Source organism: Variovorax sp. GW458-11-26-14-LB1 (assembly GCF_059423965.1).
Map to the genome: position 1 here is coordinate 33,012 of NZ_JBWKYW010000017.1, position 24,996 is coordinate 58,007.

General features: G+C 69.8%; 26 protein-coding genes. 16 read left to right on the plus strand and 10 right to left on the minus strand.

Features of this window, described 5'->3' with window-relative positions; genetic code table 11:
• Positions 1-16: 16 nt before the first annotated feature.
• Genes AC07YS_RS13630 through AC07YS_RS13645 form a run of 4 tightly spaced genes read right to left on the minus strand, consistent with a single transcriptional unit; the run spans position 17 to position 3,715 of the window.
• Positions 17-1,027, minus strand: a complete 1,011-nt coding sequence (locus AC07YS_RS13630; protein WP_495268321.1) for a lysophospholipid acyltransferase family protein — start codon at positions 1,025-1,027, stop codon at positions 17-19.
• Entirely contained in the window at positions 1,024-2,739 is a 1,716-nt protein-coding gene (locus AC07YS_RS13635) for an AMP-binding protein (RefSeq protein WP_495268322.1), read from the minus strand. The genes AC07YS_RS13630 and AC07YS_RS13635 overlap by 4 nt, the downstream gene beginning before the upstream one ends.
• Before the next feature lie 16 nt (positions 2,740-2,755).
• A complete protein-coding gene (locus tag AC07YS_RS13640; protein ID WP_495268323.1) occupies positions 2,756-3,400 on the minus strand; it encodes a COG4648 family protein in 645 nt (214 codons plus the stop codon).
• Between the two features lie 3 nt (positions 3,401-3,403).
• A complete protein-coding gene (locus AC07YS_RS13645; RefSeq protein WP_062482694.1) occupies positions 3,404-3,715 on the minus strand; it encodes a phosphopantetheine-binding protein in 312 nt (103 codons plus the stop codon).
• A 102-nt stretch (positions 3,716-3,817) separates the two neighbouring features.
• Here AC07YS_RS13645 and AC07YS_RS13650 point away from each other — a divergent pair, with 102 nt between their 5' ends.
• Positions 3,818-5,329 (plus strand): helicase HerA-like C-terminal domain-containing protein, encoded by a 1,512-nt coding sequence (locus AC07YS_RS13650; protein WP_495268324.1) that lies wholly within the window; start codon positions 3,818-3,820, stop codon positions 5,327-5,329.
• A gap of 25 nt (positions 5,330-5,354) precedes the next feature.
• Here the strand turns inward: AC07YS_RS13650 and AC07YS_RS13655 are convergent, their stop codons facing one another.
• Both AC07YS_RS13655 and AC07YS_RS13660 read right to left on the minus strand, forming a co-directional pair.
• Entirely contained in the window at positions 5,355-5,996 is a 642-nt protein-coding gene (locus AC07YS_RS13655) for a DUF1109 domain-containing protein (RefSeq protein WP_495268325.1), read from the minus strand.
• Positions 5,993-6,577 (minus strand): sigma-70 family RNA polymerase sigma factor, encoded by a 585-nt coding sequence (locus AC07YS_RS13660; protein WP_062477750.1) that lies wholly within the window; start codon positions 6,575-6,577, stop codon positions 5,993-5,995. The genes AC07YS_RS13655 and AC07YS_RS13660 overlap by 4 nt, the downstream gene beginning before the upstream one ends.
• A gap of 86 nt (positions 6,578-6,663) precedes the next feature.
• Here AC07YS_RS13660 and AC07YS_RS13665 point away from each other — a divergent pair, with 86 nt between their 5' ends.
• From AC07YS_RS13665 to AC07YS_RS13735, 15 genes are all read left to right on the plus strand, one after another.
• A complete protein-coding gene (locus AC07YS_RS13665; RefSeq protein WP_070060743.1) occupies positions 6,664-7,083 on the plus strand; it encodes a hypothetical protein in 420 nt (139 codons plus the stop codon).
• Positions 7,084-7,097: 14 nt separating this feature from the next.
• Positions 7,098-7,565 (plus strand): DUF6152 family protein, encoded by a 468-nt coding sequence (locus AC07YS_RS13670; RefSeq protein WP_070060744.1) that lies wholly within the window; start codon positions 7,098-7,100, stop codon positions 7,563-7,565.
• Positions 7,566-7,647: 82 nt separating this feature from the next.
• A complete protein-coding gene (locus AC07YS_RS13675) occupies positions 7,648-8,973 on the plus strand; it encodes a GTP cyclohydrolase II (RefSeq protein WP_062477758.1) in 1,326 nt (441 codons plus the stop codon).
• A complete protein-coding gene (locus AC07YS_RS13680) occupies positions 8,970-10,367 on the plus strand; it encodes a URC4/urg3 family protein (RefSeq protein WP_492743223.1) in 1,398 nt (465 codons plus the stop codon). Before AC07YS_RS13675 ends, AC07YS_RS13680 begins: the two co-directional genes overlap by 4 nt.
• Positions 10,368-10,417: 50 nt before the next feature.
• Positions 10,418-11,047: a uracil phosphoribosyltransferase gene (upp, locus tag AC07YS_RS13685; RefSeq protein ID WP_062477764.1), complete on the plus strand. Its 630-nt coding sequence runs from the start codon at positions 10,418-10,420 to the stop codon at positions 11,045-11,047.
• Positions 11,048-11,237: 190 nt separating this feature from the next.
• Positions 11,238-12,239 (plus strand): BMP family protein, encoded by a 1,002-nt coding sequence (locus tag AC07YS_RS13690; RefSeq protein WP_056582550.1) that lies wholly within the window; start codon positions 11,238-11,240, stop codon positions 12,237-12,239.
• A gap of 33 nt (positions 12,240-12,272) precedes the next feature.
• Complete coding sequence (locus AC07YS_RS13695; RefSeq protein ID WP_495268326.1) at positions 12,273-15,092, plus strand: polysaccharide deacetylase family protein; 2,820 nt, start codon at positions 12,273-12,275, stop codon at positions 15,090-15,092.
• Positions 15,092-16,063 carry a 5'-methylthioadenosine/S-adenosylhomocysteine nucleosidase gene (locus AC07YS_RS13700; protein WP_206167779.1) on the plus strand — a complete coding sequence of 324 codons (972 nt, stop codon included), beginning with the start codon at positions 15,092-15,094 and terminating at the stop codon, positions 16,061-16,063. The genes AC07YS_RS13695 and AC07YS_RS13700 overlap by 1 nt, the downstream gene beginning before the upstream one ends.
• Before the next feature lie 32 nt (positions 16,064-16,095).
• A complete protein-coding gene (locus AC07YS_RS13705) occupies positions 16,096-16,800 on the plus strand; it encodes an alpha/beta fold hydrolase (RefSeq protein ID WP_495275717.1) in 705 nt (234 codons plus the stop codon).
• Positions 16,797-18,386, plus strand: coding sequence for an ABC transporter ATP-binding protein (locus AC07YS_RS13710; protein WP_495268328.1), 1,590 nt, complete (start codon positions 16,797-16,799; stop codon positions 18,384-18,386). Before AC07YS_RS13705 ends, AC07YS_RS13710 begins: the two co-directional genes overlap by 4 nt.
• On the plus strand, positions 18,386-19,450 hold the full coding sequence (locus AC07YS_RS13715; RefSeq protein WP_495268348.1) for an ABC transporter permease: 1,065 nt from the start codon (positions 18,386-18,388) through the stop codon (positions 19,448-19,450). Before AC07YS_RS13710 ends, AC07YS_RS13715 begins: the two co-directional genes overlap by 1 nt.
• On the plus strand, positions 19,447-20,370 hold the full coding sequence (locus tag AC07YS_RS13720) for an ABC transporter permease (RefSeq protein WP_495268329.1): 924 nt from the start codon (positions 19,447-19,449) through the stop codon (positions 20,368-20,370). Before AC07YS_RS13715 ends, AC07YS_RS13720 begins: the two co-directional genes overlap by 4 nt.
• A 1-nt stretch (position 20,371) precedes the next feature.
• A complete protein-coding gene (locus AC07YS_RS13725) occupies positions 20,372-20,842 on the plus strand; it encodes a hypothetical protein (protein WP_495268330.1) in 471 nt (156 codons plus the stop codon).
• A 30-nt stretch (positions 20,843-20,872) separates the two neighbouring features.
• Positions 20,873-22,153 (plus strand): amidohydrolase family protein, encoded by a 1,281-nt coding sequence (locus AC07YS_RS13730; protein WP_495268331.1) that lies wholly within the window; start codon positions 20,873-20,875, stop codon positions 22,151-22,153.
• 73 nt (positions 22,154-22,226) lie between these two features.
• Entirely contained in the window at positions 22,227-22,736 is a 510-nt protein-coding gene (locus AC07YS_RS13735; protein WP_495268332.1) for a DinB family protein, read from the plus strand.
• Between the two features lie 10 nt (positions 22,737-22,746).
• On the opposite strand, the gene AC07YS_RS13740 is transcribed toward AC07YS_RS13735, so the two are convergent.
• The 4 genes from AC07YS_RS13740 to AC07YS_RS13755 all read right to left on the minus strand — a co-directional run bounded on the left by AC07YS_RS13740 (position 22,747) and on the right by AC07YS_RS13755 (position 24,993).
• Positions 22,747-23,238 (minus strand): RidA family protein, encoded by a 492-nt coding sequence (locus AC07YS_RS13740; RefSeq protein ID WP_062477794.1) that lies wholly within the window; start codon positions 23,236-23,238, stop codon positions 22,747-22,749.
• An 86-nt stretch (positions 23,239-23,324) separates the two neighbouring features.
• Positions 23,325-23,645, minus strand: a complete 321-nt coding sequence (locus AC07YS_RS13745) for a non-heme iron oxygenase ferredoxin subunit (protein WP_056580656.1) — start codon at positions 23,643-23,645, stop codon at positions 23,325-23,327.
• A 17-nt stretch (positions 23,646-23,662) separates the two neighbouring features.
• The gene (locus AC07YS_RS13750; RefSeq protein ID WP_495268333.1) at positions 23,663-24,628 is read right to left on the minus strand and encodes a Bug family tripartite tricarboxylate transporter substrate binding protein; all 966 of its coding nucleotides are present in this window, start codon (positions 24,626-24,628) and stop codon (positions 23,663-23,665) included.
• On the minus strand, positions 24,625-24,993 hold the full coding sequence (locus AC07YS_RS13755) for a chorismate mutase (RefSeq protein WP_495268334.1): 369 nt from the start codon (positions 24,991-24,993) through the stop codon (positions 24,625-24,627). Before AC07YS_RS13755 ends, AC07YS_RS13750 begins: the two co-directional genes overlap by 4 nt.
• Between the last annotated feature and the right edge of the window lie 3 nt (positions 24,994-24,996).

A 24,996-nucleotide genomic window follows, 5' to 3' on the forward strand; every position in this document is an offset into this window, starting at 1 on the left:
CACCCTGCAAAGCCGATCAAGCCGCATCTTCGAGCCAGAAATCATGAAAGTTGAACCAGTTGTACGGGTAGGCGCGGCACAGCGCCTCGAGGCGGGCCACATAGGCTTCGACCGCGCTTCGGATGCGGCGTTCACGCTCCGCGGCGTCGGCGAACGGCGTGCCGAAGTCGGCCAGCGGGTCGAACCGGACATCGTAGCGGGCACCGCCGCCGTACATGCCGGCCATGAAGAACACCTTGCGGCGCAGCAGCGCCGCAAGCCGGAACGGGCCGTCGTTGAAGACAGCCGGCTGACCCAGGAAAGGCAGCACGATGTTGTTGCCGCGCTGGTTCGCCGGCTGCTCCTCGCTGCCCGGCAGCGTGCGGTCGGCCAGCATGCCGCCGAGGCCGCCGCCGTCGAGCCAGTCGCGCAGCGCGAGCATCGAATGCGGCCGGCCGAGCGCGATCACATGGGGCCGCATCTCGGGCAGCGCGATGGCGTTCAGGATGGCGGTGATGCGCTGCGCGTTGTCCGGGTACATCAGCATCGCCAGCCGCATGCGGTTCTGGTGCTTTTGCTGCTTGCAGGCGCCGAGCACCTCGAAGCTGCCGATGTGGGCGCCGAGCAGGAAAGCGCCCCGCCCTTCGGCCGCCTCGGCCTCGATCGGGGCGTTGCCTTCGATCTTCAGCTTGAACAGGTCCATGCGCCCGCGCAGGAAGTACACGCGGTCGAGCACGGTGGAGGAAAACGCGTGCAGCAGGCGGTAGCCGTCGACCCAGCCCGCGCGCGGGCCGATGGCCCGGAACAGGTAGCGCTTGATGTAGCGGCGCGGCGCCGGCGCGAACAGCAGGAAGTACAGGCTGATCGGCGGCAGCAGCAGCCGCGTGACGTGCCGCCCGCACACCAGCGCCATCAGGCAGATGAAGCGCAGCGCCAGCATGTTGCTGCGCTCGGGCGCGCGCGCCCAGTTGCCCTGCTGGGCCGCCGGGCGGGCAGTCTGCCGCGCCGCTTCGTCCACGGCGCGCGTTTCGGCGTCGGTGTGCTTCATCCCGCCGACTCTGGCACAGCCGTCCAGCGGCCGGTGACAGCCGCCACGCCGTCACAGCGCACGTCGAAACGCACGCCGCGACCGGTGCCGGCCTCGGGATGCAGCTCGATGGACAGCGTGCTGCCAGGCCGCACGGGCGCCAGGAACTTGGCGGCCGCCAGCGTCGGGCTCGGGCCGAGCCGTGCCGACAGCGCCGGCACGCGTCGCACGACCTCCATGACCTCGGCCAGCAGCAACGCGCCGGGCACCAGCGGCTGACCGGGGAAATGGCCGGCAAAGGCCGGATGGTCGACCGGCACCGTGTGCGCCATCTGCACCGGCGTCTGGTCGTCGGCCAGTTGGGCCAGCGCAAATTCGCGCAGCGCCCGCACCGTGAGCTTGCCCGTGCCTTCGCGCGGGAAGGCCTTGACCTGCACCACGCGGCGCGGCACGAACACGGGCTCCAGGCGTTGCCGCAGTGCAGCAATGATGTCCGCCGCCGACAGCGTGGGCGCGACCACGAACGCCACCGGCCGCACCACGCCGTCGGCCACCTCGTCGGGCAGCCAGAAGGCGCCGTCCTCGACGCCGGCGATGCTGTTGAGGTGGTAGTTCAGGTGGGCGAGCGAACTGCGCCGGCCGGCGACGTGGATCAGGTCGTTGGCGCGCCCGAACAGGCGAAAGCGCCGTGCATCGAGCAGCTCGAGCACGTCGGCCATCGGCGTCGGCTCGGGAATGAAATCGCCGCTGAAGATGAAGCGCTCGGGGCCGTCACCCTCCCCCGGCTGCGCATGCACGCGGATCTCGCCGAAGGTTTCCCAGATTTCGCTCTCGGTCGTGCGGCGCGTGGCCACCTGACCCGATTCGGTGCTGCCGTAGATTTCGAGCAGCACGCCGCCCAGCGCCTGCTCGGCCTGCGCGGCCAGTTGCGGCGACAGCGGCGCGGTGGCCGACAGGATCAGGTCGACCGGCGGCAGCTCGATGCCCGACAGCAGCAGCGTCTTCAGGTGGAACGGCGTGGTCACCAGCGCGCGCGGACGCGGCACCGAGGCCAGCGCCTTCGCGACGTCGGCCGGAAAGAACGGCCGCCCGGTTTCGAACGCGGCCCCACCGAGCATCGCGAGCAGCACCGACGACTCCAGGCCGTAGCTGTGCTGCACCGGCACGGTCGCCACCAGCGTGAGCCCTTCGAGCGTGGGCCGCTGCAGCACGCGGCACAGCCGCTCGACCGCCACTTCGACGTCGCCGACCAGCGTGCGCCAGGCCTTGGCATGCGGTTGCGGCACGCCGGTGGAACCCGATGTGAGCAGGCTGGCCGCATGCCGGCCGCCGTCGATGGCGGGCACCGGCGCATCGACGGCCGGGCCGGGCACGGCCTCGACCTGCAGGCGCCGCATGCCGGGCGTCTCGAGCTTGTCGTCGTCGGTCAGCGCGAACAGGTGGGCGCCGCCGGTTTCGGTCAGGCGCGCCAGCGTGTCCGGCCGCGCATCGGGCGGCAGCAGGCTGGCGTGGCCGCGCACCAGCGCGGCGCCCAGGCTCACGGCGAAGGCGTAGCGGTCGAGGCAGAGGTTGACGGCAGGCCCTTCGGCGGGCAGCGCGGGCGCCAGGCGCGCGACGTCGGCCAGGAACTGCCGCGTGCTCACCGGCTGGCCGGCGCGCCAAGCCAGGGGCGCATCGGGGTTGCGGTCCGCGAGCAGCGGCAGGAAGGAAGAAGAAGCGGTGTCGAAGGTCACGCGGGCTGCGCCTGTTTCATTGGCCGCCAGCGCCGTTGTCCACCGTCGAGGTGCCGTAGAACGCGCGCACCGCATCGACGAGGCGCGTGCGTTCGAATTCGGGATGCAGGCGGTAGCGCACGAGGTGCTCGCCCACGAAAAGCAGCGCCACGCTCAGCGGCGACAGCACGTTGGCCAGCAGCGACCAGGCCGAGAACGGCATCGTCAGGTAGACCACGATCGACGAGACGACCACCACGGCGAAATACACCGTCCAGATCTGCGTCAGGTGCGTCGTGTACGACAGCATGTGCCCCTTCAGCGGGTGCACGCGCTGCGCGAACTGGGTGATCAGCGGCAGGCCCTTGCCGCGCAGCGTCGAGCCGAACCAGCCGCACAAGGCACCGTTGATGCCGATGTGCTGCAGCACGTAGAGGCGGTTCGTGTCGCCCGCCTCACCGAGGAAGACGAGCGAGAAGCCGCCGATGCCCAGCGCCGCTGCAATGGCCAGGCCCCAGCGGCCGAACCAGCTGGCGGCGCAGCCCATGGCCGCGATCCACAACGGGCCGAGCAACACCACCACGGCCCAGGGCTCGGTGGCGTGGAACAGCGTCATCCAGTGGGAGAGGCCGGCATACGTGACCCCTACCAGCAGCAGGAGGACGAGTCGCCATCGGGACATGGATCAGGTGGCGCTGCGGTGCTCGGCGACGTGGGTCGCGAGCGTACGCAGCGACTGGAAGATCTGCTGGTTGCGCTCGTCGTCCGAGCGCAGCTGGAAACCGTAGCGGCGCGAGACTTCGAGCGCGACTTCGAGGATGTCGATGGAGTCGAGGCCCAGACCTTCGCCGTACAGCGGGTCGGTGGGAACGATCTCTTCAGGTGCGACCTCGAGATTGAGCGCGTTCACGAGCAACACGGCCAGCTCTTTTTCGATCGGCGACTGTTCGGATGCATCGCCAGTGGCGGGAATGGGGGGCTGAGCAGTCGATGACAAAAAAACCTCCTGAACTTTTTTCCTGAACGACCGTGCGGGGTCGTGAATTATAGGAGTGGCGGTTGATTAGACTGCGCGCTTCGATACGACCCGGAGCGCCCCATGGCCGACCCCCTTCTGATCGCACGCCACGACACCATCGAGTGCACCCTCCTGCCCGGCCTGGCCAACCGCCACGGCCTGATCACCGGCGCCACCGGCACCGGCAAGACCGTCTCGCTCCAGACCATCGCCGAACAACTGTCGAACATCGGCGTGCCGGTGTTCATGGCCGACGTCAAGGGCGACCTGACCGGCATCAGCCAGAAAGGCAGCGTCAGCGAGAAACTGGCCGCCACGCTCAAGGAACGCGGCATCGACGTGCCCGAGCCCGCCGCCTGCCCCGTCACGCTGTGGGACGTGTTCGGCGAACAGGGCCACCCGGTGCGCGCCACCGTGTCCGACATGGGCCCGCTGCTGTTGGGCCGCATGCTCGACGTGAACGAAACCCAGGCCGGCGTGCTGAACCTGGTGTTCAAGATCGCCGACGACAGCGGCATGCTGCTGCTCGACCTGAAAGACCTGCGCGCCATGCTGCAGTACGTGGGCGAGAACGCGAGCCAGTTCACCACCGAGTACGGCAACATCAGCGCCGCCAGCGTGGGCGCCATCCAGCGTGGCCTGCTGCAGATCGAGACCCAGGGCGGCGACAAGTTCTTCGGCGAGCCGATGCTCAACATCACCGACTTCATGCAGACGGTGGGCGGCAAGGGGGTGGTGAACATCCTGGCGGCCGACAAGCTCATGAATTCGCCGCGCCTGTATGCCACCTTCCTGCTGTGGATGCTGTCGGAGCTGTTCGAGCAGCTGCCCGAAATCGGCGACCCCGAGAAGCCGAAGCTGGCCTTCTTCTTCGACGAGGCCCACCTGCTGTTCAACGAAGCGCCCAAGGCGCTGGTGGAACGCATCGAACTCGTGGTGCGGCTGGTGCGTTCCAAGGGCGTCGGCGTGTATTTCGTCACGCAAAACCCGTTGGACATTCCCGATTCGGTGCTGGCCCAGCTGGGCAACCGGGTGCAGCACGCGCTGCGTGCCTTCACGCCGCGCGACCAGAAGGCCGTGAAGGCCGCTGCCAGCACCATGCGCCAGAAGCCCGGCCTGGACATCGAGACCGCCATCACCGAACTTGCCGTGGGTGAGGCGCTGGTGAGCTTCCTGGACGCCAAGGGCCGCCCGAGCATCACCGAGCGCGTGTACGTGCTGCCGCCGGGCAGCCAGCTCGGCCCGATCACGCCCGAGCAGCGCAAGGCGCTGATCGCGGGCTCGCTGGTGGCGGGCGTGTACGAGAAGACGGTCGACCGCGAATCGGCCTACGAAAAGCTCAAGGGCCGCGCCGAGAGCGCCCCCGATGCGCCAGCTGTCGGCGCCAAGGGCGGGGCCGCCGCGGAAGAATCGTCCGGCATGGGCGGCATGCTCAACGACATGCTCTTCGGCAGCACCGGGCCGCGCGGCGGCAAGCGCGACGGCCTCGTGCAGACCATGGCCAAGTCGGCGGTGCGCACCATGGGCACGTCAGTGGGCAAGGAGATCCTGCGCGGCGTGCTGGGCGGGATCTTCGGCAGCAAGAAGCGCTAATCGAAAGAGAAAGCGAGCGGCCGCGCTACCAGCGCAGCAGGCGCGGCCCCAGTGCCGCGCCCAGCAGCACCGGCACCGCGATCCCGCTCACGTACCAGACCGCGAGGAACGGCGCGGTCAGCTCCATGCAGTGCAGCGCGTAGACCGACGCGCCCACGCCGCCGGCCAGTGCGCCGGCCGCGGCCCCGGCCAATGCGGGCCGCGTCGGCGCCAGCCCCCGCAGTGCCGCGATGGTGGCCGCGAACACCGGCAGCGCCATGAAGCCGATGCTCAGGGCGCAGATGCGCCACGACTGGCCCATCAGCGAGGGCATGCGTTCCTCGATCGGCACCGAGAACCAGACGAACGCCGCCAGCCCCCAGATCCCCAGCACCGGCAGCACCCCGCCCCACCACGCGTGGCGCACCCGCACGCCGGGCCGGGCCAGCCGCTGCACCGTCACGAAGGCCGCCGCCGCGATGCACAGCGGAAACAGCACCTTGACCCAGAACATCGGCCAGAACATCGCCTGCACCAGGTCGGGCCGCAGCCCGTACTCGCCGAACAGGATCACGAACGACAGCGGCAGCGCGGCCAGCACCGCCAACCCGATGCGCCCGCTGGCGCTGCGCCGCGGCACCGCCACCTCGCCGGCGGCCAGCAGGTTCACGAGGTCGTCGGTCTTCATGGCGCGGCGCCTCCCCCAAATTTCGCGGCCAGGGCCTTCAGGCCCCGGTGGATGCCGACCTTCACCGCCGACTCCGACATGCCCGTGAGGCTGGCCGTCTCGGCCACCGACAGGCCTTCGATCTTCACGTGCACGATGGGCAGGCGCTGGCGTTCGGGCAGGGTCTGCAGCAATCCGCCGAGGTCGCGCTTCGCATCGCTGGCCTCGGTGGCCGACGCGGCGAACACGGCCAGGTCGTCGTCCAGCGGGTCATGCAGGTCCTCGCGGACCGACTTGGCGCGCAGCAGGTCGATCATCTTGTAGCGCGCAATGGCATGCACCCAGGCCGTCAGCGGCTGGTCGCTCTGGTAGGTGTGGCGCTGGTTGTGCATGGCGAGCAGGCATTCCTGGACGAGGTCTTCCACTTCATCGGGCCAGCCGAACAGGCGCTTGCCCAGAAAAGCGCGCAGGTGCGCGCTCAGTTTCTGCAGGAACTCGCGGTACGCGCCGGCGTCGCCGTCGAGGCCGCGAAGGAACAGGCGGCGCAAGGCCGCTTCCGCGTCGCTCGGTGTCGTCCTGCTGCCTACGGTGTTTCGTGCCATCGGGCCGGCCGGTTACAGCCTGGTGAAAAAAGATTGCAAGGGATTGTGCCGCGCCCCCAGGGCGAGGCTTGGGCTAAGCTGCGCCGATGCTGGCCGGACTCGTCTCGCACCCCTGGGCCTACCCGGCGCTGGAGGCGGCGCACATCGTGGGCATCGCGCTGCTGTTCGGCGGCCTGCTGGTGTTCGAGCTGCGCGCCCTCGGCCTGGCCCGCGAGCTGCCGGCGCCGCTGCTGGCGCGCCTCACGCTGCGCCCCGCCCTGCTGGGCTTCGGCCTGTGCGCACTGACCGGCCTGACCATGTTCGCGAGCCAGCCGGGCGAGTTGCTGAACAACACGGCCTTTCGCGTGAAGCTGCTGCTGATCCTGCTGGCCGGCCTCAACGCCGCCTGGTTCCACCTGCGCGGCGACCTCGGCGGGCAGAGCGGATTCGCCAGGTTTCAATGCCTCCTGTCTTTGGGGTTTTGGCTCGCTGTCATCATCTGCGGGCGCTGGATTGCCTATGTCTGACCAAGGAGAACGCGATGCTGCATCGACGCATGTTCGTGACCGGTTCGATCGCACTGGCCCTGCCCGCCTGGGCCCACCACGGCTGGAGCAGTTTTGACCAGGAACGCCCGCTCTATCTGGAAGGCCGCGCCACCAAGGTGAGCTGGCGCAATCCGCACGGCGAGCTGGAGATCGAGCTGCCCGAGAACCTCGCGCTGCCGCCCGACCTGAAGCAGCGGCCCCTGCCCAAGCAAAGCGCCACGGTCGACGGCGCGGCGCTGCTGGCCAAGGCGCAGCTGCCGACGCGGCGCGACCGCAAGTGGCAGATCGAGCTGGCCCCGCTCACGCGGCTGCAGGCCTGGGGCGTCGAGGAAATCAAACCCGGCACGCCGGTGGCCGTGCTCGGCTTCACCTTCACCGGCGAGAAAGGCGACGCGGTGCTGCGCGCCGAGTACCTGTTCGTGCACGGCAAGACCTACGGCCTGCGCTCCTCGCCTGCATGAATGCCAGTGCGGCCAGACCGCGCGGGGCCTCGCTTGCCAGCCGCACAAGTGCTCGGTACATTGCATTTTTTGAGGGCCTCAAATGTCTGCAGACAGTACCGCGCTCCCTTCCGCCTTGCCGACCGCGACCGGTGCCAGCCCGGCGCAGAGCCCTCCGCTCCACCCCTCGTCCTCGACCGGCCACATCCGCCTGACCTCGCATGCCGGCGGCTTCGGCGCCCTGCCCATCCACTGGGGCGCGGCCACCGCCACCGAGCGCGGGCCCGTGGTCGGCACGACCACCAAGCGCGCGCACCGCAACGTCATCGGCACGCACAGCGGCTCGTACAGCGTGTACCGCGCGCTGGCCGTGGCGGCCGGCGCCCTGAAGCGCGAACACAAGGCCGACCTCACCAACACCGCGCCCACCGACGTCATCGGCCCCTATCCGCAGTGGAGCGAGCCCGGGCGCATCGTCTCGCTCGACCCCTGGGGCGCGCTGGTGGCCGACGTGTTCTCCACCGAACTCGCGGCCGGCTACGACATCCGCCCGACCATCGCGATCACCAAGGCGCATGTGATCCTGCCCGAGGTGATCGAGGCGCTGCAAAGCGGGCGCCTGAAGGCTGACGGTCACTTCCTCACCACGGGCGGCGCCGCGATGGTGACAAAGGCGGCCATCGAGCCCGTGTGGTACCTGCCCGAGGTGGCGCGCCGCTTCGGCTGCTCCGAGACCGACCTGCGCCGCACGCTGTTCGAGGAAACCGGCGGCATGTACCCCGAGCTGGTCACGCGCTCCGACCTGGAGGTGTTTTTGCCACCCATCGGCGGGCAGACGCTGTACATCTTCGGCAACCCGCGCGACCTGGCCAACCCCGACGTGGAGCTCACCGCGCGCATCCACGACGAGTGCAACGGCTCCGACGTGTTCGGCTCCGACATCTGCACCTGCCGCCCCTACCTCACGCACGCGATCGAGGAATGCATCCAGGGCGCGCAGCGCGGCGGCGTGGGGCTCATCGCCTACTCGCGCAAGGAAGGCCGCGCGCTCGGCGAAGTGACCAAGTTCCTCGTCTACAACGCCCGCAAGCGCCAGGTGGGTGGCGACACGGCCGACCAGTATTTCGCGCGCACCGAGTGCGTGGCCGGCGTGCAGGACATGCGCTTCCAGGAGCTGATGCCCGACGTCTTCCACTGGCTGGGCATCAAGAAGATCCACCGCCTCGTGTCGATGAGCAACATGAAGTTCGACGCCATCACCGGCTCGGGCATCGAGATCGGCGAGCGCGTGAACATTCCCGACGAACTGATCCCGGCCGACGCCCGCGTCGAGATGGACGCCAAGATGGCAGCCGGCTATTTCACCCCCGGCCCGGTGCCGGACGCAGAGGAACTGAAAAAGGCCAAGGGCCGGGGATTGAGCGAATGAGCCGAAGCACCGACATCGACCTGCCCGCCGACGGTTCCGGCAGCCTGCGCCCCGGCGGCGCGGGCAATGTCGACCCGTCGATCGAATTCACTCCCGACACCGGCCACCCGGCCGGCGCCGCCAGCCTGCTGCGCACCACCACCGCCATCCGCCAGCGCGCGGGCGCCCTGCTGGCACGCGCGCGCCGCGGCGAGTCGCAGTGGTTCCGCATCGGCAGCGACGACGCGCTCGAAGACGCGGCGCGCACCGTGGCCGAGGTCACGCGCGAGCGCTACCCCTGGGACACAATCCCGTACCACAGCCGCTGGCGCCACTTCGAGGCCGGCGGCGTCGACCGCCGCCTGCAGCTCGACGCGCTGCTCGGCAAAGGCCTCGACGCCCGCCAGCGCGCCCGCGCCCACATCGACCTCACGCTGGTGAGCGTGCTGCTCGACGCCGGCGCCGGCCCGACCTGGCACTACACCGAACCGGCCACCGGCCTGCGCTTCACGCGCTCCGAAGGCCTGGGCGTGGCGTGCTTCCATGCGTTCACCAGCGGGCTCTTCTCGTCCGACCCGAACCACCCGCTGCAGGCCGACGCGGCCGGCCTGCGCGGCCTCGTGACCGAGCGCCTGGGCGACGCCTTCCAGGTGAGCGAGGTCAATCCGCTGGTCGGCCTGTCCGGGCGCGCGGTGCTGCTGCGCCGCCTCGGCGAGGCCATGAGCGAGCAGCCCGAAACCTTCGGCGACGACGGCCGGCCCGCCGGCCTTTTCGACGCGCTCGTGGCCCCGCTGGGCGCGGCCTCGCCGCCCACGGCCGAGATCACGGCGCACCAGATTTTGTCGCTGCTGCTCGACACCCTCTCGCACATCTGGCCCTCGGCCAACGCCATCGACAGCCTGGCGGCCGACGGCAGCGACAACGTCGGCGGCTCCGGCGACCCGGCCTTCGCGCTGGGCGACTGCTGGCGCCACAGCGCCGTCGCCGGGCCCGGGCTCACCAACGGCTGGATGCCGTTCCACAAGCTGTCGCAGTGGCTCACGTATTCGCTGCTCGAGCCCTTCGAATGGGCCGGCGTGAAGGTACGGCATCTCGACGCGCTCACCGCCCTGCCCGAGTACCGCAACGGCGGCCTGCTGATCGACAGCGGCGTGATCGTGCCGCGCGAGCCGGCCTTTCTCACCCGCCGCTGGAAGGCCGGCGACGAGTTCATCGTCGAATGGCGCGCCCTCACCGTGGCGCTGCTCGACGAAATCGCCCCGCGCGTGCGCAAGGTGCTCGACCGCACCGAGGAAGAGCTGCCCCTGGCCTGCGTGCTCGAAGGCGGCACCTGGGCCGCGGGCCGGGTGCTGGCACAGCGCTTGCGAAACGGTGCGCCACCGCTGCAGATCGAGAGCGACGGCACCGTCTTCTAGTCTTTTAGACTCTCCTGTTTTCCGCAACGGCACACCAAAAGAAGACTCCAATGAGCAACGTCCACCTCGTCGACCACCCCCTCGTCCAGCACAAGCTCACACTGATGCGCCGCAAGGACGCCTCCACCAACAGCTTTCGCCGGCTCTTGAACGAAATCAGCATGCTGATGGCCTACGAGGTCACGCGCGACATGCCGATGCAGGACATCGAGGTCGAGACCCCGCTCGAAACCATGCAGGCCAAGGTCATCGACGGCAAGAAGGTGGTGCTGGTGTCGATCCTGCGCGCCGGCACCGGCATCCTGGACGGCATGCTCACGGTGGTGCCGGGCGCGCGCGTCGGCCACATCGGCCTGTACCGCGACCCCAAGACGCTCACGGCCGTCGAGTACTACTTCAAGATGCCCGGCGAGATGGAGAACCGCGACGTGATCGTGGTCGACCCGATGCTGGCCACCGGCAACTCGGCCGTGGCCGCGGTCGAACGGCTGAAGGAACTCAACCCCAAGTCGATCAAGTTCGTCTGCCTGCTGACCTGCCCCGAAGGCGTGAAGACGATGCAGACCGCGCACCCCGACGTGCCGATTTACACCGCCGCCATCGACCGCGAGCTGGACAGCCACGGCTACATCCTGCCGGGCCTCGGCGACGCCGGCGACCGCATCTTCGGCACGAAGTAAGGCTCGCCCCCAGGCTTCGCGCACTTCGTGTCGCTGCTCCTTCCCCCTACCGGGGGCAACACCTGAGGCCCGGCGGAGCCGGTTCCTCGGTGTTTGCTGGAAGGGAGCCGGCCGCGAGCGGCCGCCTCGATTCGGTGGGTGGGCATAGGGATTGCAGGGCTGGTTCTTTCATTTCATCGAGGAGAAGACCGTGACAGCACGCCGTCAATTGATCGTTCGTTCCATCGCCGTCGCCGCAGCGCTTGCGGCGGGCGCCCCGGGCCTTGCGCTCGCGCAGGCCAAGCTCAAGGTGGCTGCCGTGTACACGGTGCCGTTCGAGCAGCAATGGGTGGGCCGCATCCACAAGGCGCTGAAGGCGGCCGAGGCGCGTGGGGAGATCGAATACAAGGCGACCGAGAACGTGAGCAATGCCGACTACGAGCGCGTGATGCGCGAGTACGCCACGGGCGGCAACCAGCTGATCCTGGGCGAGGTGTTCGGGGTGGAAGCGGCGGCGCGCAAGGTCGCGAAGGACTTTCCCAAGGTGGCGTTCCTCATGGGCTCGTCGCTGAAGCCGCAGGCGCCGAACTTCTCGGTGTTCGACAACTACATCCAGGAGCCGGCCTACCTCAGCGGCATGGTCGCGGGCGGGATGACCAAGAGCAACCGCATCGGCATGGTCGGCGGCTTCCCGATTCCCGAGGTGAACCGGCTCATGAACGCGTTCATGGCGGGCGCGAAGGAAACGAATCCGAAGGTGGAGTTCAGCGTGAGCTTCATCAACAGCTGGTTCGACCCGCCGAAGGCCAAGGAAGCGGCCTTCGCGATGATCGACAAGGGCGCCGACATCATGTACGCCGAGCGCTTCGGCGTGTCGGACGCGGCCAAGGAAAAAGGCAAGCTCGCCATCGGCAACGTGATCGACACACAGGCCCAATACCCCGACACGGTGGTGGCCTCGGCGCTGTGGAACTTCGAGCCCTCGGCCGACCGCGCCATCAAGCTGGTGAAGGAAGGCAAGTTCGCCGCCGAGGACTACGGCGTGTACTCGCACATGAAGCACAAGGGCTCCGAGCTCGCGCCGCTGGGCACCTTCGAGAAGAAGGTGCCGGCCGACGTCGTGGCCAAGGTGAAAGCGAAGCAGGCCGACATCCTGGCCGGCAAGTTCACCGTGAAGGTGGACGACGCCCAGCCGAAGTCCACCGCCAAGTAACCAGTAGACAGACAAGCGAGCAGACCCGAACCCATGAAGCGTGCGCGATGGCAGACCGCAATCCATGGCGTGGCCATCGCGGCGTTGGCCGCCGGGCTCGCCGCCTGTCAACCTGAGCCGGCGGCCCCAGCCACCGCCCCGGCGGTCGAGGTGCCCGCATCGGCCGCCTCGGCACCCGCTGCCGCTGCGCCGCCGGTGGTCGCGCCACCGGTCGGCATCCCGGCCGCGCTGCAGGCACGCGCCGACGCCCTGCTCGCCGCGCACCGCCAGATGATCGTGCTGATGACCGGCGAGCGTGCGCTCGAGGCGGCCGAGAAGCGCGCCGTCAGCGCCGTCGGGCAGCAGCTGTTCCACGAGATGCAGGAGCGCCAGCAGGCGCTGATCGCCCAGGCCGCGGACATGACGGACCCCGCCGCGGTGGCGGGCCTGAACGCGCTGCTCGACCGCATCGAGAGCGAGCCGAGCTGGTTCGATGCCGACCGACTGGCGTTCAAGGAGTTCCTGTCGGAGCTGAGCACGCGCTACAGCCAGGCGCAGTCGCTGTCCGGGCTCAAGCTCGGCCGCCGCGCCAGCGAAGACCTGGCCGTGCTCGCCGAGATCGAGCAGGCCTATGACCGCGAGCTGAAAGACGTGTTCGGCCGCTTCGCGCAGCGCGGCATCGAGCCCAAACGCGAAAAGTGGGCCGACTATGTGGCCAAGCTGCAGGGCCTGTACTCGCGCGAGCAGATCCTGAAAGACTTCGGCGCCATCGTTCCCTACACGCAGCCCCCGGGCGGCGCCAAGGAAAAGGACAGCGCGGACGCGCGCGAGATCTTCGGCACCTCGCTGCCCGCCAAGACCGTCGTGCTCACCTTCGACGACGGCCCGCACGCCAAACACACCGACGAGATCCTCGAGATACTGAAGCGCTACGACGCGCCCGCCATCTTCTTCCAGCTCGGGCGCAACCTGGGCAAGCTCGACGCGCAGGGCAAGGCCCAGCTCAATGCCAACGGCGCGACCGCCAAGCGCGTGCTGGCCGCCGGCCACGTGCTCGCCAACCACAGCTTCAGCCACGGCATGATGGCCAAGATGACGGACGACGCGGTGCGCGTCGAGGCCAGCGAAACCGAAGCGCTGCTCGACGCCACCGGCCGGCCGCAGTCCACCCTCTTTCGCTTTCCCTACGGCGCGCGCAACGAGGCCAAGCTGAGCACGGTCGAGGCGCTCAAGCTGCGCTCCATGATGTGGACCGTCGACTCGATGGACTGGGCCGACCCGGTGCCCAAGTCGATCGCCGACCGCGTGCTGGCCGAGGTCGACAAGGCCAAGCGCGGCGTCATCCTGTTCCACGACATCCAGGGCCGCACCGTGCAGGCCCTGCCCACGGTGCTCGACCAGCTGGTGGCCGACGGCTACCGCTTCGCCACCTGGCGCGACGGCAAGTTCGTCGTCAGCGCATCGAAAAAGGCGGCGCCCGACGACGGCGTGGCCGCCACCTCGGGCGACACGCTCTACCGCGAGAGCCACGCGCTGGTGATCGGCATCGACAAGTACGCCAAATGGCCCGGCCTGCACCACGCGGTGCCCGACGCCAAGGCCATGGAGCAGCTGCTCGTGACCCGCTTCGGCTTCAAGCCAGAGAACATCACGGCGCTGTACGACGACCAGGCCACGCGCGCCAACATCCTGCGCGCGCTGAATGAAAAGCTGACCGACGGCAAGCGCGTGAAACGCGACGACCGCGTGCTGGTGTTCTTTGCCGGCCACGGCAGCACCCGCAAGCTCGCGAGCGGGCGCGACGTGGGCTACATCGTGCCGGTCGACGCCACGCTGGACAACCTGCCGTCCGACGCCATCTCGATGCCGCAGCTGCAGGAGGTGGCCGAGGCGCTGTCGGCCAAGCACGTGCTGTTCCTCGTGGACGCCTGCTACTCGGGCCTGGGCCTCACGCGCGGCGGCGCGGCGCAGGGCAACAGGAATTTCCTGACCGACAACGCGCGCCGCATCGGCCGCCAGATGCTCACCGCCGGCGGCGCCGACCAGCAGGTGGCCGACGACGGCCCCGGTGGCCACTCGGTCTTCACCTGGACGATGCTGCAGGCGCTGTCGGGCAAGGCCGACCTGAACGGCGACAACGTCATCACCGGCACCGAACTCGCGGCCTACGTGGCCCCGGCGGTCTCGGCCATCGCGCGGCAGACGCCGGCCTTCGGCAGCCTGCCCGGCTCGGAGGGCGGCGAGTTCGTGTTCGCGTTGCCCGTCGAGCGCGAAGGCCTCAGCGGCGACAGCCTGCAGCTCGACGCCGCCGCCAGCCAGGTCAACAAGCGCATCGACCAGGCCAACGAGCAGGCCGTGCATGCCGCCGCAACACCCAAGACCACCAAGGCCGGCCCGCCCGCCGTCGAGGTGGTGGTGAAGAACCTCGAAGGCGCCGACACCAAGCTGACCATGCCGGCCGCCGCGCCGCTCACGCCGCGCGTGGCCGCCCAGCGCGCCAACGACCGCGGCCTGCAGCTGTACCGCGAACGCCGCTACGACGAGGCCGAGGCCGCCTTCACCGAGGCGCTGAAGCTGCAGCCGCGCTTTGCGCTGGCGGCCAACAACCTCGGCTTCGTGTACTTCAAGCGCGGCAAGCCGGTCGAGGCCGCGCGCTGGTTCGAGCAGGCCATCGACATGGACGGCAGCCGCGCCCTCGCCTACCTGAACCTGGGCGATGCCTATCTGCAGGCCGGCAACGACGCCAAGGCGCTCGCCGCCTACACCACCTTCGTCGGCCTGGCACCGAAGCACGCGCGCGTCGCCGCGCTGCAGGCCTGGATCGCCACGCCCGACGCCGCACACCGCCCCTCACTCCCGCCCACCAACTCCTGATGACCATGACGAACACTTCCTCGCTTCTCCAGCGCCTGCGCGGCCCGGTCCTGGCCGCCGCGCTCGGCCTCGTGCTGACGGGCTGCGTCGGCGTCTACAAGTCGGACGTCGTCAGCATCAACAGCAGCACGCGGCTGGACGACACGCCGCGCCTGGCCGTGATCTCGGCCTTCGAGCCCGAGCTCAAGCTGCTGCTCACGCGCCTGCAGGGTCCCCGCAAACACAGCGTGAACGGCGTCGAGTTCACCACCGGCACGCTCGAAGGCAAGCCCGTGGTGCTGTTCCTCTCGGGCATCAGCATGACGAACGCGACCATGAACACGCAGCTGGTGCTCAACCGCTTTCGCATCAGCGGCATCGTGTTCAGCGGCATCGCGGGCGGCGTGAACCCGTCGCTGCACGTGGGCGACGTGACGGTGCCGGCCCAGTGGGGCCAGTACCTCGAGGTGCTCATGGCGCGCGAGACCGCGCCCGGCAAGTACAGCGCGCCGCCCTTCATCACCGACGCCACGCTGCCCAACTTCGGCATGAACTTCCCGCGCCCGGTCGAGGTGCGCTCGGCCGCCAAGCCGGGCATCGAGCGCAAGTTCTGGTTCGCGGCCGATCCGAAGATGCTCGAGGTGGCGCGCAGCATCCGCAATGTCGAGCTGGCGAACTGCGGCGCCGGCAAGTGCCTGCCGCGCAAGCCGCAGCTGGTGGTGGGCGGCAACGGCGTCTCGGGCCAGGCCTTCATGGACAACAAGGCCTACCGCGAATACACCTACAAGACCTTCCAGGCCAACGTGCTCGACATGGAAACCGCCGCCGTGGGCATGGTCGCCTACAGCAACGGCGTGCCCTACATCGCCTTCCGCTCGCTCAGCGACCTCGCGGGCGGCGGCGACGGCGAGAACGAGATGGGCACTTTCATGAGCATCGCGGCCGACAACTCGGCCAAGGTCATGCTGGCCTTCCTGGCCGCGTGGAAGTGACGGTGGCGCCCGGGCGCCTGCCTCGTCTTGTCTTGCTGCCAGGCATGGACGGCACCGGCGATCTCTTCGCGCCGCTGGCGCAGGCCCTGGGGCCGCAGGCCGCCATCGACGTCGTGCGCTACCCGGGCCGCGAGGTGCTGGGCTACGACGAACTCGAAGCGATGGTGCGCGCGCAACTGCCGACGCAGCAGCCCTTCGTGCTGCTCGGCGAATCGTTTTCCGGGCCGCTGGCCATCTCCCTCGCGGCCTCGCGCCCGCCGGGGCTGCGCGGCCTCATCCTGTGCTGCAGCTTCGCGCGCCGGCCCGCGCCCGGCCTGGCGTTGATGCGCGCAGGCCTGCTCGACCTGTCGATGCGCCTACTGCATTCGAAGCTCATGCGCGCGCCGATGCGGCACCTGCTGCTGGGCGGCTCGGCGTCGCCGCACCTGTCGGACATGCTCCAGGCCTCGCTGAAGCAGGTGTCGGTGGCCGTCATGACCCACCGCATGAAAGAAGTTCAGCGCGTCGACGTGCGCGACAAGCTGCCGCGGGTCGGCGTGCCCGCCATGTATTTGCAGGCGCTGCAGGACCGCGTGGTGCCGCGCCGCGCGGTGGCCGCCATTCAGCGCGGGCTGTCGGCGCTGCACCTGGTGCAGCTCGACGGCCCCCACGGCCTGCTGCAGGCCTCGCCCGCCGCCTCCGCCCGGGCCATCGAGAATTTCTGCCGCGACCTGCCGTCGCCACCTGTCTGCCCATGAACCCCACCGTGCTCCGCCTCCAGGGCATCACCAAGCGCTTCGGCCCGCTCGTGGCCAACGACGCCATCTCCCTCGACCTGCAGGCCGGCGAAGTGCTCGCGCTGCTCGGCGAGAACGGCGCCGGCAAGTCGACGCTGATGTCGATCCTGTTCGGCCACTACGTCGCCGACGAAGGCCGAATCGAAGTGTTCGGCTCACCCCTGCCGCCCGGCAACCCCAAGGCCGCGCTGGCCGCCGGCGTGGGCATGGTGCACCAGCACTTCACGCTGGCCGACAACCTCAGCGTGCTCGACAACGTGACGATGGGCACCGAGCCGCTGTGGCGCCCGGTCTCGCGCCGCGCCGCGGCCCGCGCGCGGCTGCTCGAGGTCGCCCAGCGGTTCGGCCTGCCCGTGCAGCCCGACGCGACCATCGGCAGCCTGTCGGTCGGCGAACGCCAGCGCGTGGAAATCCTCAAGGCGCTGTACCGCGGCGCGCGCATCCTGATCCTCGATGAGCCCACGGCCGTGCTCACGCCGCAGGAGAGCGAGGCGCTCTTCGCCACGCTCGCGCAGATGGTGGCGCAAGGCCTGTCGGTCATCTTCATCAGCCACAAGCTCGGCGAGGTGCTGCGCGTGTCGCAGCGCATCGCGGTGCTGCGCGGCGGCAAGCTGGTGGCCGAGGCACGCACGGCCGACACCACGCAGGCGCAGCTCGCGCTGTGGATGGTCGGCCATGCGGTCGAGGTGCCGCAGCGCCGGCCTGCGAAGTCGGTGGGCGACGCGGTCTGCGTGCTCGACCATGTGAGCACCGCATCGAACAAAGACGGCGGGCAGGACCGCCTGCGCGAGGTGTCGCTCACGCTGCGCGCGGGGGAAATCACCGCCATCGCCGGCGTCTCGGGCAACGGCCAGGTCGCGCTGGCCGAGCTGCTGAGCGGCACGCGCCGCGCCGTCTCCGGCAGCGCGCAATTCATGGGCCGTGCGCTGCCGCCCTCGCCCGCCCGGCTGGTGCAGCGCGGCGTGGCGCGCATCCCCGAAGACCGCCACGCGGTCGGCGTGGTCGGCGACCTGCCGGTGTGGGAGAACGCCGTGTCCGAGCGGCTGCGCAGCCCGGTCTTTTCACGCTGGTCGTTCATCGTCCGGCGCGCCGCCGCGCGGCTGCACGCCCGGCGCATCGAGAAAGCCTTCGATGTGCGCGGCGCCGGCCTGATGTCGCCGGCCCGTTCGCTCTCAGGCGGCAACATGCAGAAACTGATCCTGGGGCGGGCGCTGCTGGCGCCCGAGCAAGTGGAACAAGACACCGACAACAAGAAGTACCCGAACCGCGCACCGCGCCTCATCGTGGCGCACCAGCCGACCTGGGGCCTGGACATCGGCGCCGTCGCCTACGTGCAGCAGCAGCTCATCGCCGCGCGCGATGCCGGCGCGGCGGTGCTGGTGATCTCCGACGACCTCGACGAAGTGCTCGCGCTCGGCGACCGTGTGGCCGTGATGCACGGCGGCCACCTTGGCGAAGCGCGCCCGGCCGCAGCCTGGACGCGCGAGGCCATCGGCCTGGCGATGGCCGGCGCCACCGCGCCGCAACGCCCGGGAGCCGCCGCATGATGCGCCTCGAACGACGCCACGAAAGCTCGCGCGCCGCGCTGGTGCTGGCCCCCATCGGCGCGGTCGTGTTCACGCTGCTGGTGAGCGCGCTGCTCGTGCGCTGGGCCGGCGCGCCGGTCGGGCGCACTTACGCGCTGCTGCTGCAGGGCGGCTTCGGCTCGGTGTTCGCATGGAGCGAGACGCTGACGCGGGCCATTCCGCTCATCCTGACCGGCCTGGCCGCGACGGTCGCGTTCAAGGCGCGGCTCTTCAACATCGGCGCCGAGGGGCAGCTGTTCGCGGGCGCGCTGGCCGCCGTGGCCGTGGGCGGCATGCACGGCGGCACGGGCTTCGAACTCTCGCCCTGGGTGCTGTTCCCGCTGATGATGCTGGCCGCTGCGGTGGCCGGCGCGCTGATGCTGCTGGGTCCGGCGCTCATGAAGAACAAGCTCGGCGTGGACGAGGTCGTGACCACGCTGCTCATCAACTTCATCGTGCTGCTCGGCGTGTCGGCGCTGCTCGACGGGCCGATGAAAGACCCGACGGCGATGGGCTGGCCGCAGAGCGTGTCGCTGCAGTCCGACCTCGAACTGGGCAAGCTCATCGCCCAGACACGCGTGCACACCGGCCTGCTGTGGGCCGTGTCGCTCGCGGTGAGCGTGTGGGCGATCTTCAAGTACACGGTGCTGGGCTTCGACATCCGTGCGGTGGGCGCCAATGCCCGCGCCGCCGCCTTCGCCGGCGTGCCGGTGACGCGCACCCTGGTCATGGTGGCGCTGCTCTCGGGCGCGCTGGCCGGGCTGGCCGGCGCCATCGAGGTGGCGGGCCGCACGAGCTACGTCACGCTCGACATGTCGCCGGGCTACGGCTACACGGGCATCGTGATCGCGATGCTCGCCGGGCTGCACCCGCTGGGCGTGATCGCCGCCGGCGTGTTCGTGGCCGGCGTGCTGGTCGGGGCCGACACCATGAGCCGCGCCGTGGGCGTGCCGACCTACATCGCCGACGTGATCGTCGCGGCCTCGCTGATCGCGGTGCTGGTGGCCACGCTGCTCACGCAGTACCGCGTGCGGGTGACGAAATGACCGACCTGCTCGACATTCTTTCCAACCCCGCCTTCTGGGTCGCGGTGCTGCGCATCGCCACGCCGCTCATCCTGGGCACGCTGGGCGTGCTGCTGTGCGAACGCGCGGGCGTGCTCAACCTGGGCATCGAGGGGATTATGGTCGCGGGCGCCTTCACCGGCTGGCTCGCGGTGTACGCCGGCGCGCCGCTGTGGGCCGGCGTCGGCGTGGCCGCGCTCACGGGCATGGTGTTCGGGTTGCTGCATGCCTTCCTGACCGTCGGGCTCGCGCTGTCGCAGCACGTCTCGGGGCTGGGCATCACGTTATTGGCCACAGCGCTGAGCTACTTCGGCTACCGCGTGAGCTTTCCGAAGGTGAACGCGCCGCCGACCATCACGCCCTTCGCGCCGATGGACTGGCTGCCCGTGCCCATCCTCGGCGCGCAAACCGCGCTCACGCTGTTCGCGCTGCTGCTGGTGCCGGCGGTGGCCTGGGTGCTGTACCGCACACCGCTGGGCCTGGCGCTGCGCATGGTGGGCGAGAACCCGCAGGCGGCCGAGAGCCAGGGCGTGTCGGTCGCGGCCACGCGCACCTGCGCCATCGTGGCGGGCTCCGCGCTGATGGGCGTGGCCGGCGCGTTCCTCACGCTGTCGGCCTTCAACGCCTTCTTCTTCAACATGGTGAACGGGCGCGGCTGGATCTGCGTGGCGCTGGTGGTGTTCGCCTCGTGGCGGCCCGGCAAGGCCCTGCTCGGCGCGTTGCTGTTCGCCTTCTTCGACGCACTGCAGCTGCGGCTGCAACAATCGGGCGATGCCGTGCTGCCTTACCAGCTGTACCTGATGCTGCCCTACCTGCTGTCGATCCTGGCGCTGGTGCTGGTGGCGCGCAAGGCCAGCTACCCGCAGGCGCTGATGAAACCCTACCGCAAGGGAGAACGCTGACATGCCGATGACGCGGCCCCGCCTCCGTCGCCTGCTGGCCACCGCGCTGCTCGCCCTGGCCGGCAGCGGCGCCCACGCACTCGGCGCCGACTACGGCCCCGAGCGCTTCGCCACCCACGACGCCGTCACCTGGGTGCAGACCTGCGGCACCTGGGGCACCGACCACCGCGGCACCTACCGCGTGATCCACGCCGAAGCCTTCGCCCAGTCGTTCCTCTACGTGCAGTGGATGGCGCGCGGCGAGGCCGACCGCAGCTACAGCCTGTACGCCGTGCACACGACCGCCATCGCCGAGCTCGACAACGACCACGCGGAGATCTCCCTGAGCGAACTCACCTGCCGCGCCACGCCGCGCGGCATCGTGGTGACGGCCAAGGCCGACTCGGGCCACGACGACAAGCTGCGCCGCGTGACCATCGAGGTCGGGCCGGCCGCAGGGCAGTACCGCTTCCGCGCGCAGCGCACGCGCTGAGCGCTCCTCAGAAAAAAAGACACCCCACCGATGCTCGACCTCCTCATCACCCACGCCACCCTCCCCGACGGCCGCACCGGCATGTCGGTTGCCGTGCAGGACGACCGCATCGCCGAGGTCACGCCCGGCCTGGCCGCGCCCGCGCACGAGACGCTCGACGCCCAAGGCCTGCTGCTCACGCCGCATTTCGTCGACCCGCATTTCCACATGGACGCCACGCTGAGCTACGGCCAGCCGCGCGTCAACCAGAGCGGCACGCTGCTCGAAGGCATCGCGCTGTGGGGCGAGCTCAAGCCGCTGCTCACGGCCGATGCGCTCATCGACCGCGCGCTCGCCTACTGCGACTGGGCCGTGGCCAAGGGCCTGCTGGCGATCCGCTCGCACGTGGACACCAGCGACCCCAGCCTGCTCGCAGTCGATGCGCTGCTCGAGGTGAAGCGCCAGGTGGCGCCCTACATCGACCTGCAGCTGGTGGCCTTTCCGCAGGATGGCGCGCTGCGCTCGCCGGGCGGCGTCGACAACCTCACGCGCGCGCTCGACAAGGGCGTGGACGTGGTCGGCGGCATTCCGCATTTCGAGCGCACCATGGCCGACGGCGCGGCCAGCGTGAAGCTGCTGTGCGAGCTGGCGGCCGAGCGCGGCAAGCTGGTCGACATGCACTGCGACGAGTCGGACGACCCGCTCTCGCGCCACATCGAGACCCTGGCCGCCGAAACGCTGCGCCTGGGCCTGCAGGGCCGCGTGACGGGCTCGCACTGCACCTCGATGCACTCGATGGACAACTACTACGTGAGCAAGTTGCTGCCGCTCATGGCCGAAAGCGGCGTGAGCGTGGTGTCGAACCCGCTCATCAACATCACGCTGCAGGGCCGTCACGACAGCTACCCCAAGCGCCGCGGCATGACGCGCGTGCCCGAGCTGCTGGCGGCCGGCGTGAACGTCGCCTTCGGCCACGACTGCGTGATGGACCCCTGGTACGGCATGGGCTCGGGCGACATGCTCGAGGTGGCCCACATGGGCCTGCACGTGGCGCAGATGACCGGCCAGGCCGGCATCCACCAGTGCTTCGAGGCCGTGACCACGCGCGCGGCGCGCGTGATGCACCTGGACGGCTACGGCCTGGAAGCCGGCTGCGACGCCAGCTTCGTGCTGCTGCAGGCGCGCGACCCGGTCGAGGCCATCCGCCTGCGCGCGACGCGGCTCAAGGTGTTCCGCAAGGGCCGGCTGCTGGCCGAGACGCCCGCGGCCACCGCCGCGCTGCACCTGCCGGGGCGCGGCGACCGCACGCGCTGGATGCTCGGCGAGCGCTGATCCGGTGGCGGCTGGACAGGCGCCGCGCCTGCCGCGAACATCCGGGTTCCCCGATGACAAGGACACACCCGACATGAGCGCCCCTCCCCTGCTGCGCACGCTGTTCCAGTACCACGCGTGGGCCAACGACGAGCTGCTGGACCGCATGGCCAGCCTCGACCCCGTGCAGCACGCCGACGCCCGGCATGCCGCGATTCGCGTGGTCAACCATGCCCATGTGGTGAACCGGATCTTCGCGGGCCACCTTACGGGCACGCCGCACGGCTTCACCGACGACAACACGCCCGAAACGCCCGCGCTGGCCGAGCTGCGCGCGGCCGTGGCCGAGTCCGACCGCTGGTACCTCGCCTACCTGGACACGCTCACGCCGGCGCTGCTGGCCGAGGGGCTGCCCTTCGTGTTCACCGACGGCGACAAGGGTCGCATGACGCGTGAAGAAATGCTGGCCCACGTCGTGACGCACAACGGCTACCACCGGGGCGAAGCCGGCCGGCTGCTGGCGCAATGCGCGGTGCGCCCGCCGCGCGACACGCTGGCGGTGCACCTGCACCGCAGCGAACCCGCGCGCCGCGAACGCAGCTGACGCAGTCGATTCAGGCGGCGTGGGTGGTCGCGACAGTCATCTCGACCTCGACCGTCGCGTTCTTCGGCAGCGCATAGACGCCGACCGCCGTGCGCACATGCACGCCGGCTTCGCCGAATACGCGGTGCAGCAGGTCGGACGCGGCATCGGCCACCTCGCTTTGCTGCGTGAAGTCGGCCGTGCACTGCACGAACACGCCCACGCGCAGCACCTTCTCGACCGCATCGAGCGAACCGAGTGCGCGGCGCAGCAGCGCGAGGCTGCGCAGCGCGCAGATCTGCGCGCCTTCGCGCGCGGTGTCGAGCGACACGGCATCGCCCACGCGGCCGGTGACGACCACCGTGGTGCCCACGCGCGGCACCTGGCCGCTGAGGTAGACGGTGCGGCCGTCGCGCACCAACGGCACGTAATGGCCACCGGCCAGGATCTCGCCGTCGAAGCGGTGGCCCAGTTCGGCGGCAATCAGGTCGGCGATCTGGTCGCGGCTGTGTGGTTCTGTCATCGGATGTCCAGGAAAACGGGCCGCCATTGTCGCCAACCGGTCCGGCGCGAACCGATACAGATCACGCCCGCCGCAGGCAGAACAGTTCAGCCCTCGAACGCGAGGAACACCCGCCCGCCCTCGATCTTCACCGGGTAGGTGCGCAGGTCTTCTGTGAGCGGCGCGCACATGGCCTTGCCGCTGCGCACGTCGAAACGGCCCTGGTGCAGCGGGCATTCGATCTCGTGGCCTTCGAGAAAACCGTCGCACAGCCGCGCATGGCCGTGCGTGCAGATGTTGTCGGTGGCGTGGATGCCGTCGTCGGTGCCGTATAGCGCGATGTCGCGCCCCTGCACCTCGATGCCGACCACGTCGTCGGCGGGAACGTCGTCGACCGCCGCGGCGTCGACCCAGGTCATCGTGCTCATCGTGTGCTCCCTTTGGCTCAATCGGGCTTGAGGCCGGCGCGGTCGATCACCGGCTTCCAGCGGCGCAGTTCCTCGTCCATGAACTTCGACAGGCCTTCGGGCGTGCTGCCCACGGGGTCGAAGTACGCGGTCTGCAGGCGCTTGACCGTGTCGGGGTCTTTCAGCGCAGCCGCAATCTCGCGGCTCATGCGCTGCACCACGTCGTTCGGCGTGCCCTTGGGCGCCATGTAGGCGAACCACGGCACGGCCTGGATGTCGGGCAGGCCCGACTCACGCAACGTCGGCAGCTCGGGCAGCAATGCCGAACGCTCGGCCGAGGTGACGGCCAGCGCCTTGAGGCGGCCGGTCTTGGCCTGCGGCATCACCGTGACCGGCGGCAGGCAGGCGTACTGCACGTCGCCCTGCACGATGGCGGTCACGGCCTGGCCCGACGACGCGTACGGAATGTGCACCGCGAACGACTGCGTCTTGGCCTTGATGAGCTCCACGCCCAGGTGCGAGATCGAGCCGTTGCCGGTCGATGCGAAGTTGAACTTGCCGGGGTTCTTCTTCATCGCCGCCAGCCAGCCCTTGACCGAATCGACGCCCATCGAGTTCGAGACCGCGCAGACGTTCGGCGTGGTCGCGGCCAGCGACACCGGCACGAGGTCCTTGAACGGGTCGTACGGCAGGTTCTTGTAGAGGATGGTGTTGTAGACCAGCGGCGCGTTCACCGACAGCAGGAAGGTGTAGCCGTCGGGCTGCGCCTTCGAGACCGCGTCGGTGCCGCTGTTGCCGCCCGCGCCGGGCTTGTTCTCGACGATGAGCGGCTGGCCGATGCGCGCCGCGAGCTTGTCGTTGACGATGCGCGCCAGGATGTCGGGCGACGAGCCCGCCGCGAACGGCACCACGATGCGCACGGGGCGCTGCGGCCAGTCCTGCGCATGGGCGGCCGCGGCCAGGGCCACGGCGGTGAAGGCGACGAAGAGGCGTGCGCGCGTCATGGCTGCACCTCCACATCGGCCATGCCCAGATGGTCCTGCTGCTCGCGCGCGATGAAGCCCGCGATGAGCGCGCGGTAGGCGGCCTCGACCACCTCCGGGTAGGCGCCCTCCTTCTCGGCGAGCGCCTTCACCTTGTCGATCACTTCCTGCTGGCGCTGTGGCGCCGACACCTGGAAAGCGTCGCGCTTGAAGCGCGCGGCGTCCTTCACGTAGCGGCCGCGCTCGGCCAGCAGCGCGACGATCTGGCGGTCGAGCCGGTCGATGTTCTCGCGCACTTCAGCGAGGTTGGCACACAGCGGCACGTAGGCCGGGTCGGTGAAGCGGCGCAACGGGGCACCGTGGGTCTCTGGTTCTTTTTCTGTCATGGC

Excerpts from the sequence above, each read along its gene's own strand:
- AC07YS_RS13730 (WP_495268331.1), top strand. The coding sequence starts at position 20,873 with ATGCTCGACCTCCTCATCACCCACGCCACCCTCCCCGACGGCCGCACC.
- AC07YS_RS13675 (WP_062477758.1), top strand. The coding sequence starts at position 7,648 with ATGTCTGCAGACAGTACCGCGCTCCCTTCCGCCTTGCCGACCGCGACC.
- AC07YS_RS13725 (WP_495268330.1), top strand. The coding sequence starts at position 20,372 with ATGCCGATGACGCGGCCCCGCCTCCGTCGCCTGCTGGCCACCGCGCTG.
- AC07YS_RS13715 (WP_495268348.1), top strand. The coding sequence starts at position 18,386 with ATGCGCCTCGAACGACGCCACGAAAGCTCGCGCGCCGCGCTGGTGCTG.
- AC07YS_RS13660 (WP_062477750.1), bottom strand. The coding sequence starts at position 6,577 with ATGGCACGAAACACCGTAGGCAGCAGGACGACACCGAGCGACGCGGAA.
- AC07YS_RS13680 (WP_492743223.1), top strand. The coding sequence starts at position 8,970 with ATGAGCCGAAGCACCGACATCGACCTGCCCGCCGACGGTTCCGGCAGC.
- AC07YS_RS13640 (WP_495268323.1), bottom strand. The coding sequence starts at position 3,400 with ATGTCCCGATGGCGACTCGTCCTCCTGCTGCTGGTAGGGGTCACGTAT.
- AC07YS_RS13695 (WP_495268326.1), top strand. The coding sequence starts at position 12,273 with ATGAAGCGTGCGCGATGGCAGACCGCAATCCATGGCGTGGCCATCGCG.
- upp (WP_062477764.1), top strand. The coding sequence starts at position 10,418 with ATGAGCAACGTCCACCTCGTCGACCACCCCCTCGTCCAGCACAAGCTC.
- AC07YS_RS13750 (WP_495268333.1), bottom strand. The coding sequence starts at position 24,628 with ATGACGCGCGCACGCCTCTTCGTCGCCTTCACCGCCGTGGCCCTGGCC.
- AC07YS_RS13735 (WP_495268332.1), top strand. The coding sequence starts at position 22,227 with ATGAGCGCCCCTCCCCTGCTGCGCACGCTGTTCCAGTACCACGCGTGG.
- AC07YS_RS13740 (WP_062477794.1), bottom strand. The coding sequence starts at position 23,238 with ATGACAGAACCACACAGCCGCGACCAGATCGCCGACCTGATTGCCGCC.
- AC07YS_RS13665 (WP_070060743.1), top strand. The coding sequence starts at position 6,664 with ATGCTGGCCGGACTCGTCTCGCACCCCTGGGCCTACCCGGCGCTGGAG.
- AC07YS_RS13720 (WP_495268329.1), top strand. The coding sequence starts at position 19,447 with ATGACCGACCTGCTCGACATTCTTTCCAACCCCGCCTTCTGGGTCGCG.
- AC07YS_RS13755 (WP_495268334.1), bottom strand. The coding sequence starts at position 24,993 with ATGACAGAAAAAGAACCAGAGACCCACGGTGCCCCGTTGCGCCGCTTC.
- AC07YS_RS13710 (WP_495268328.1), top strand. The coding sequence starts at position 16,797 with ATGAACCCCACCGTGCTCCGCCTCCAGGGCATCACCAAGCGCTTCGGC.
- AC07YS_RS13670 (WP_070060744.1), top strand. The coding sequence starts at position 7,098 with ATGCTGCATCGACGCATGTTCGTGACCGGTTCGATCGCACTGGCCCTG.
- AC07YS_RS13630 (WP_495268321.1), bottom strand. The coding sequence starts at position 1,027 with ATGAAGCACACCGACGCCGAAACGCGCGCCGTGGACGAAGCGGCGCGG.
- AC07YS_RS13745 (WP_056580656.1), bottom strand. The coding sequence starts at position 23,645 with ATGAGCACGATGACCTGGGTCGACGCCGCGGCGGTCGACGACGTTCCC.
- AC07YS_RS13700 (WP_206167779.1), top strand. The coding sequence starts at position 15,092 with ATGACCATGACGAACACTTCCTCGCTTCTCCAGCGCCTGCGCGGCCCG.
- AC07YS_RS13655 (WP_495268325.1), bottom strand. The coding sequence starts at position 5,996 with ATGAAGACCGACGACCTCGTGAACCTGCTGGCCGCCGGCGAGGTGGCG.
- AC07YS_RS13650 (WP_495268324.1), top strand. The coding sequence starts at position 3,818 with ATGGCCGACCCCCTTCTGATCGCACGCCACGACACCATCGAGTGCACC.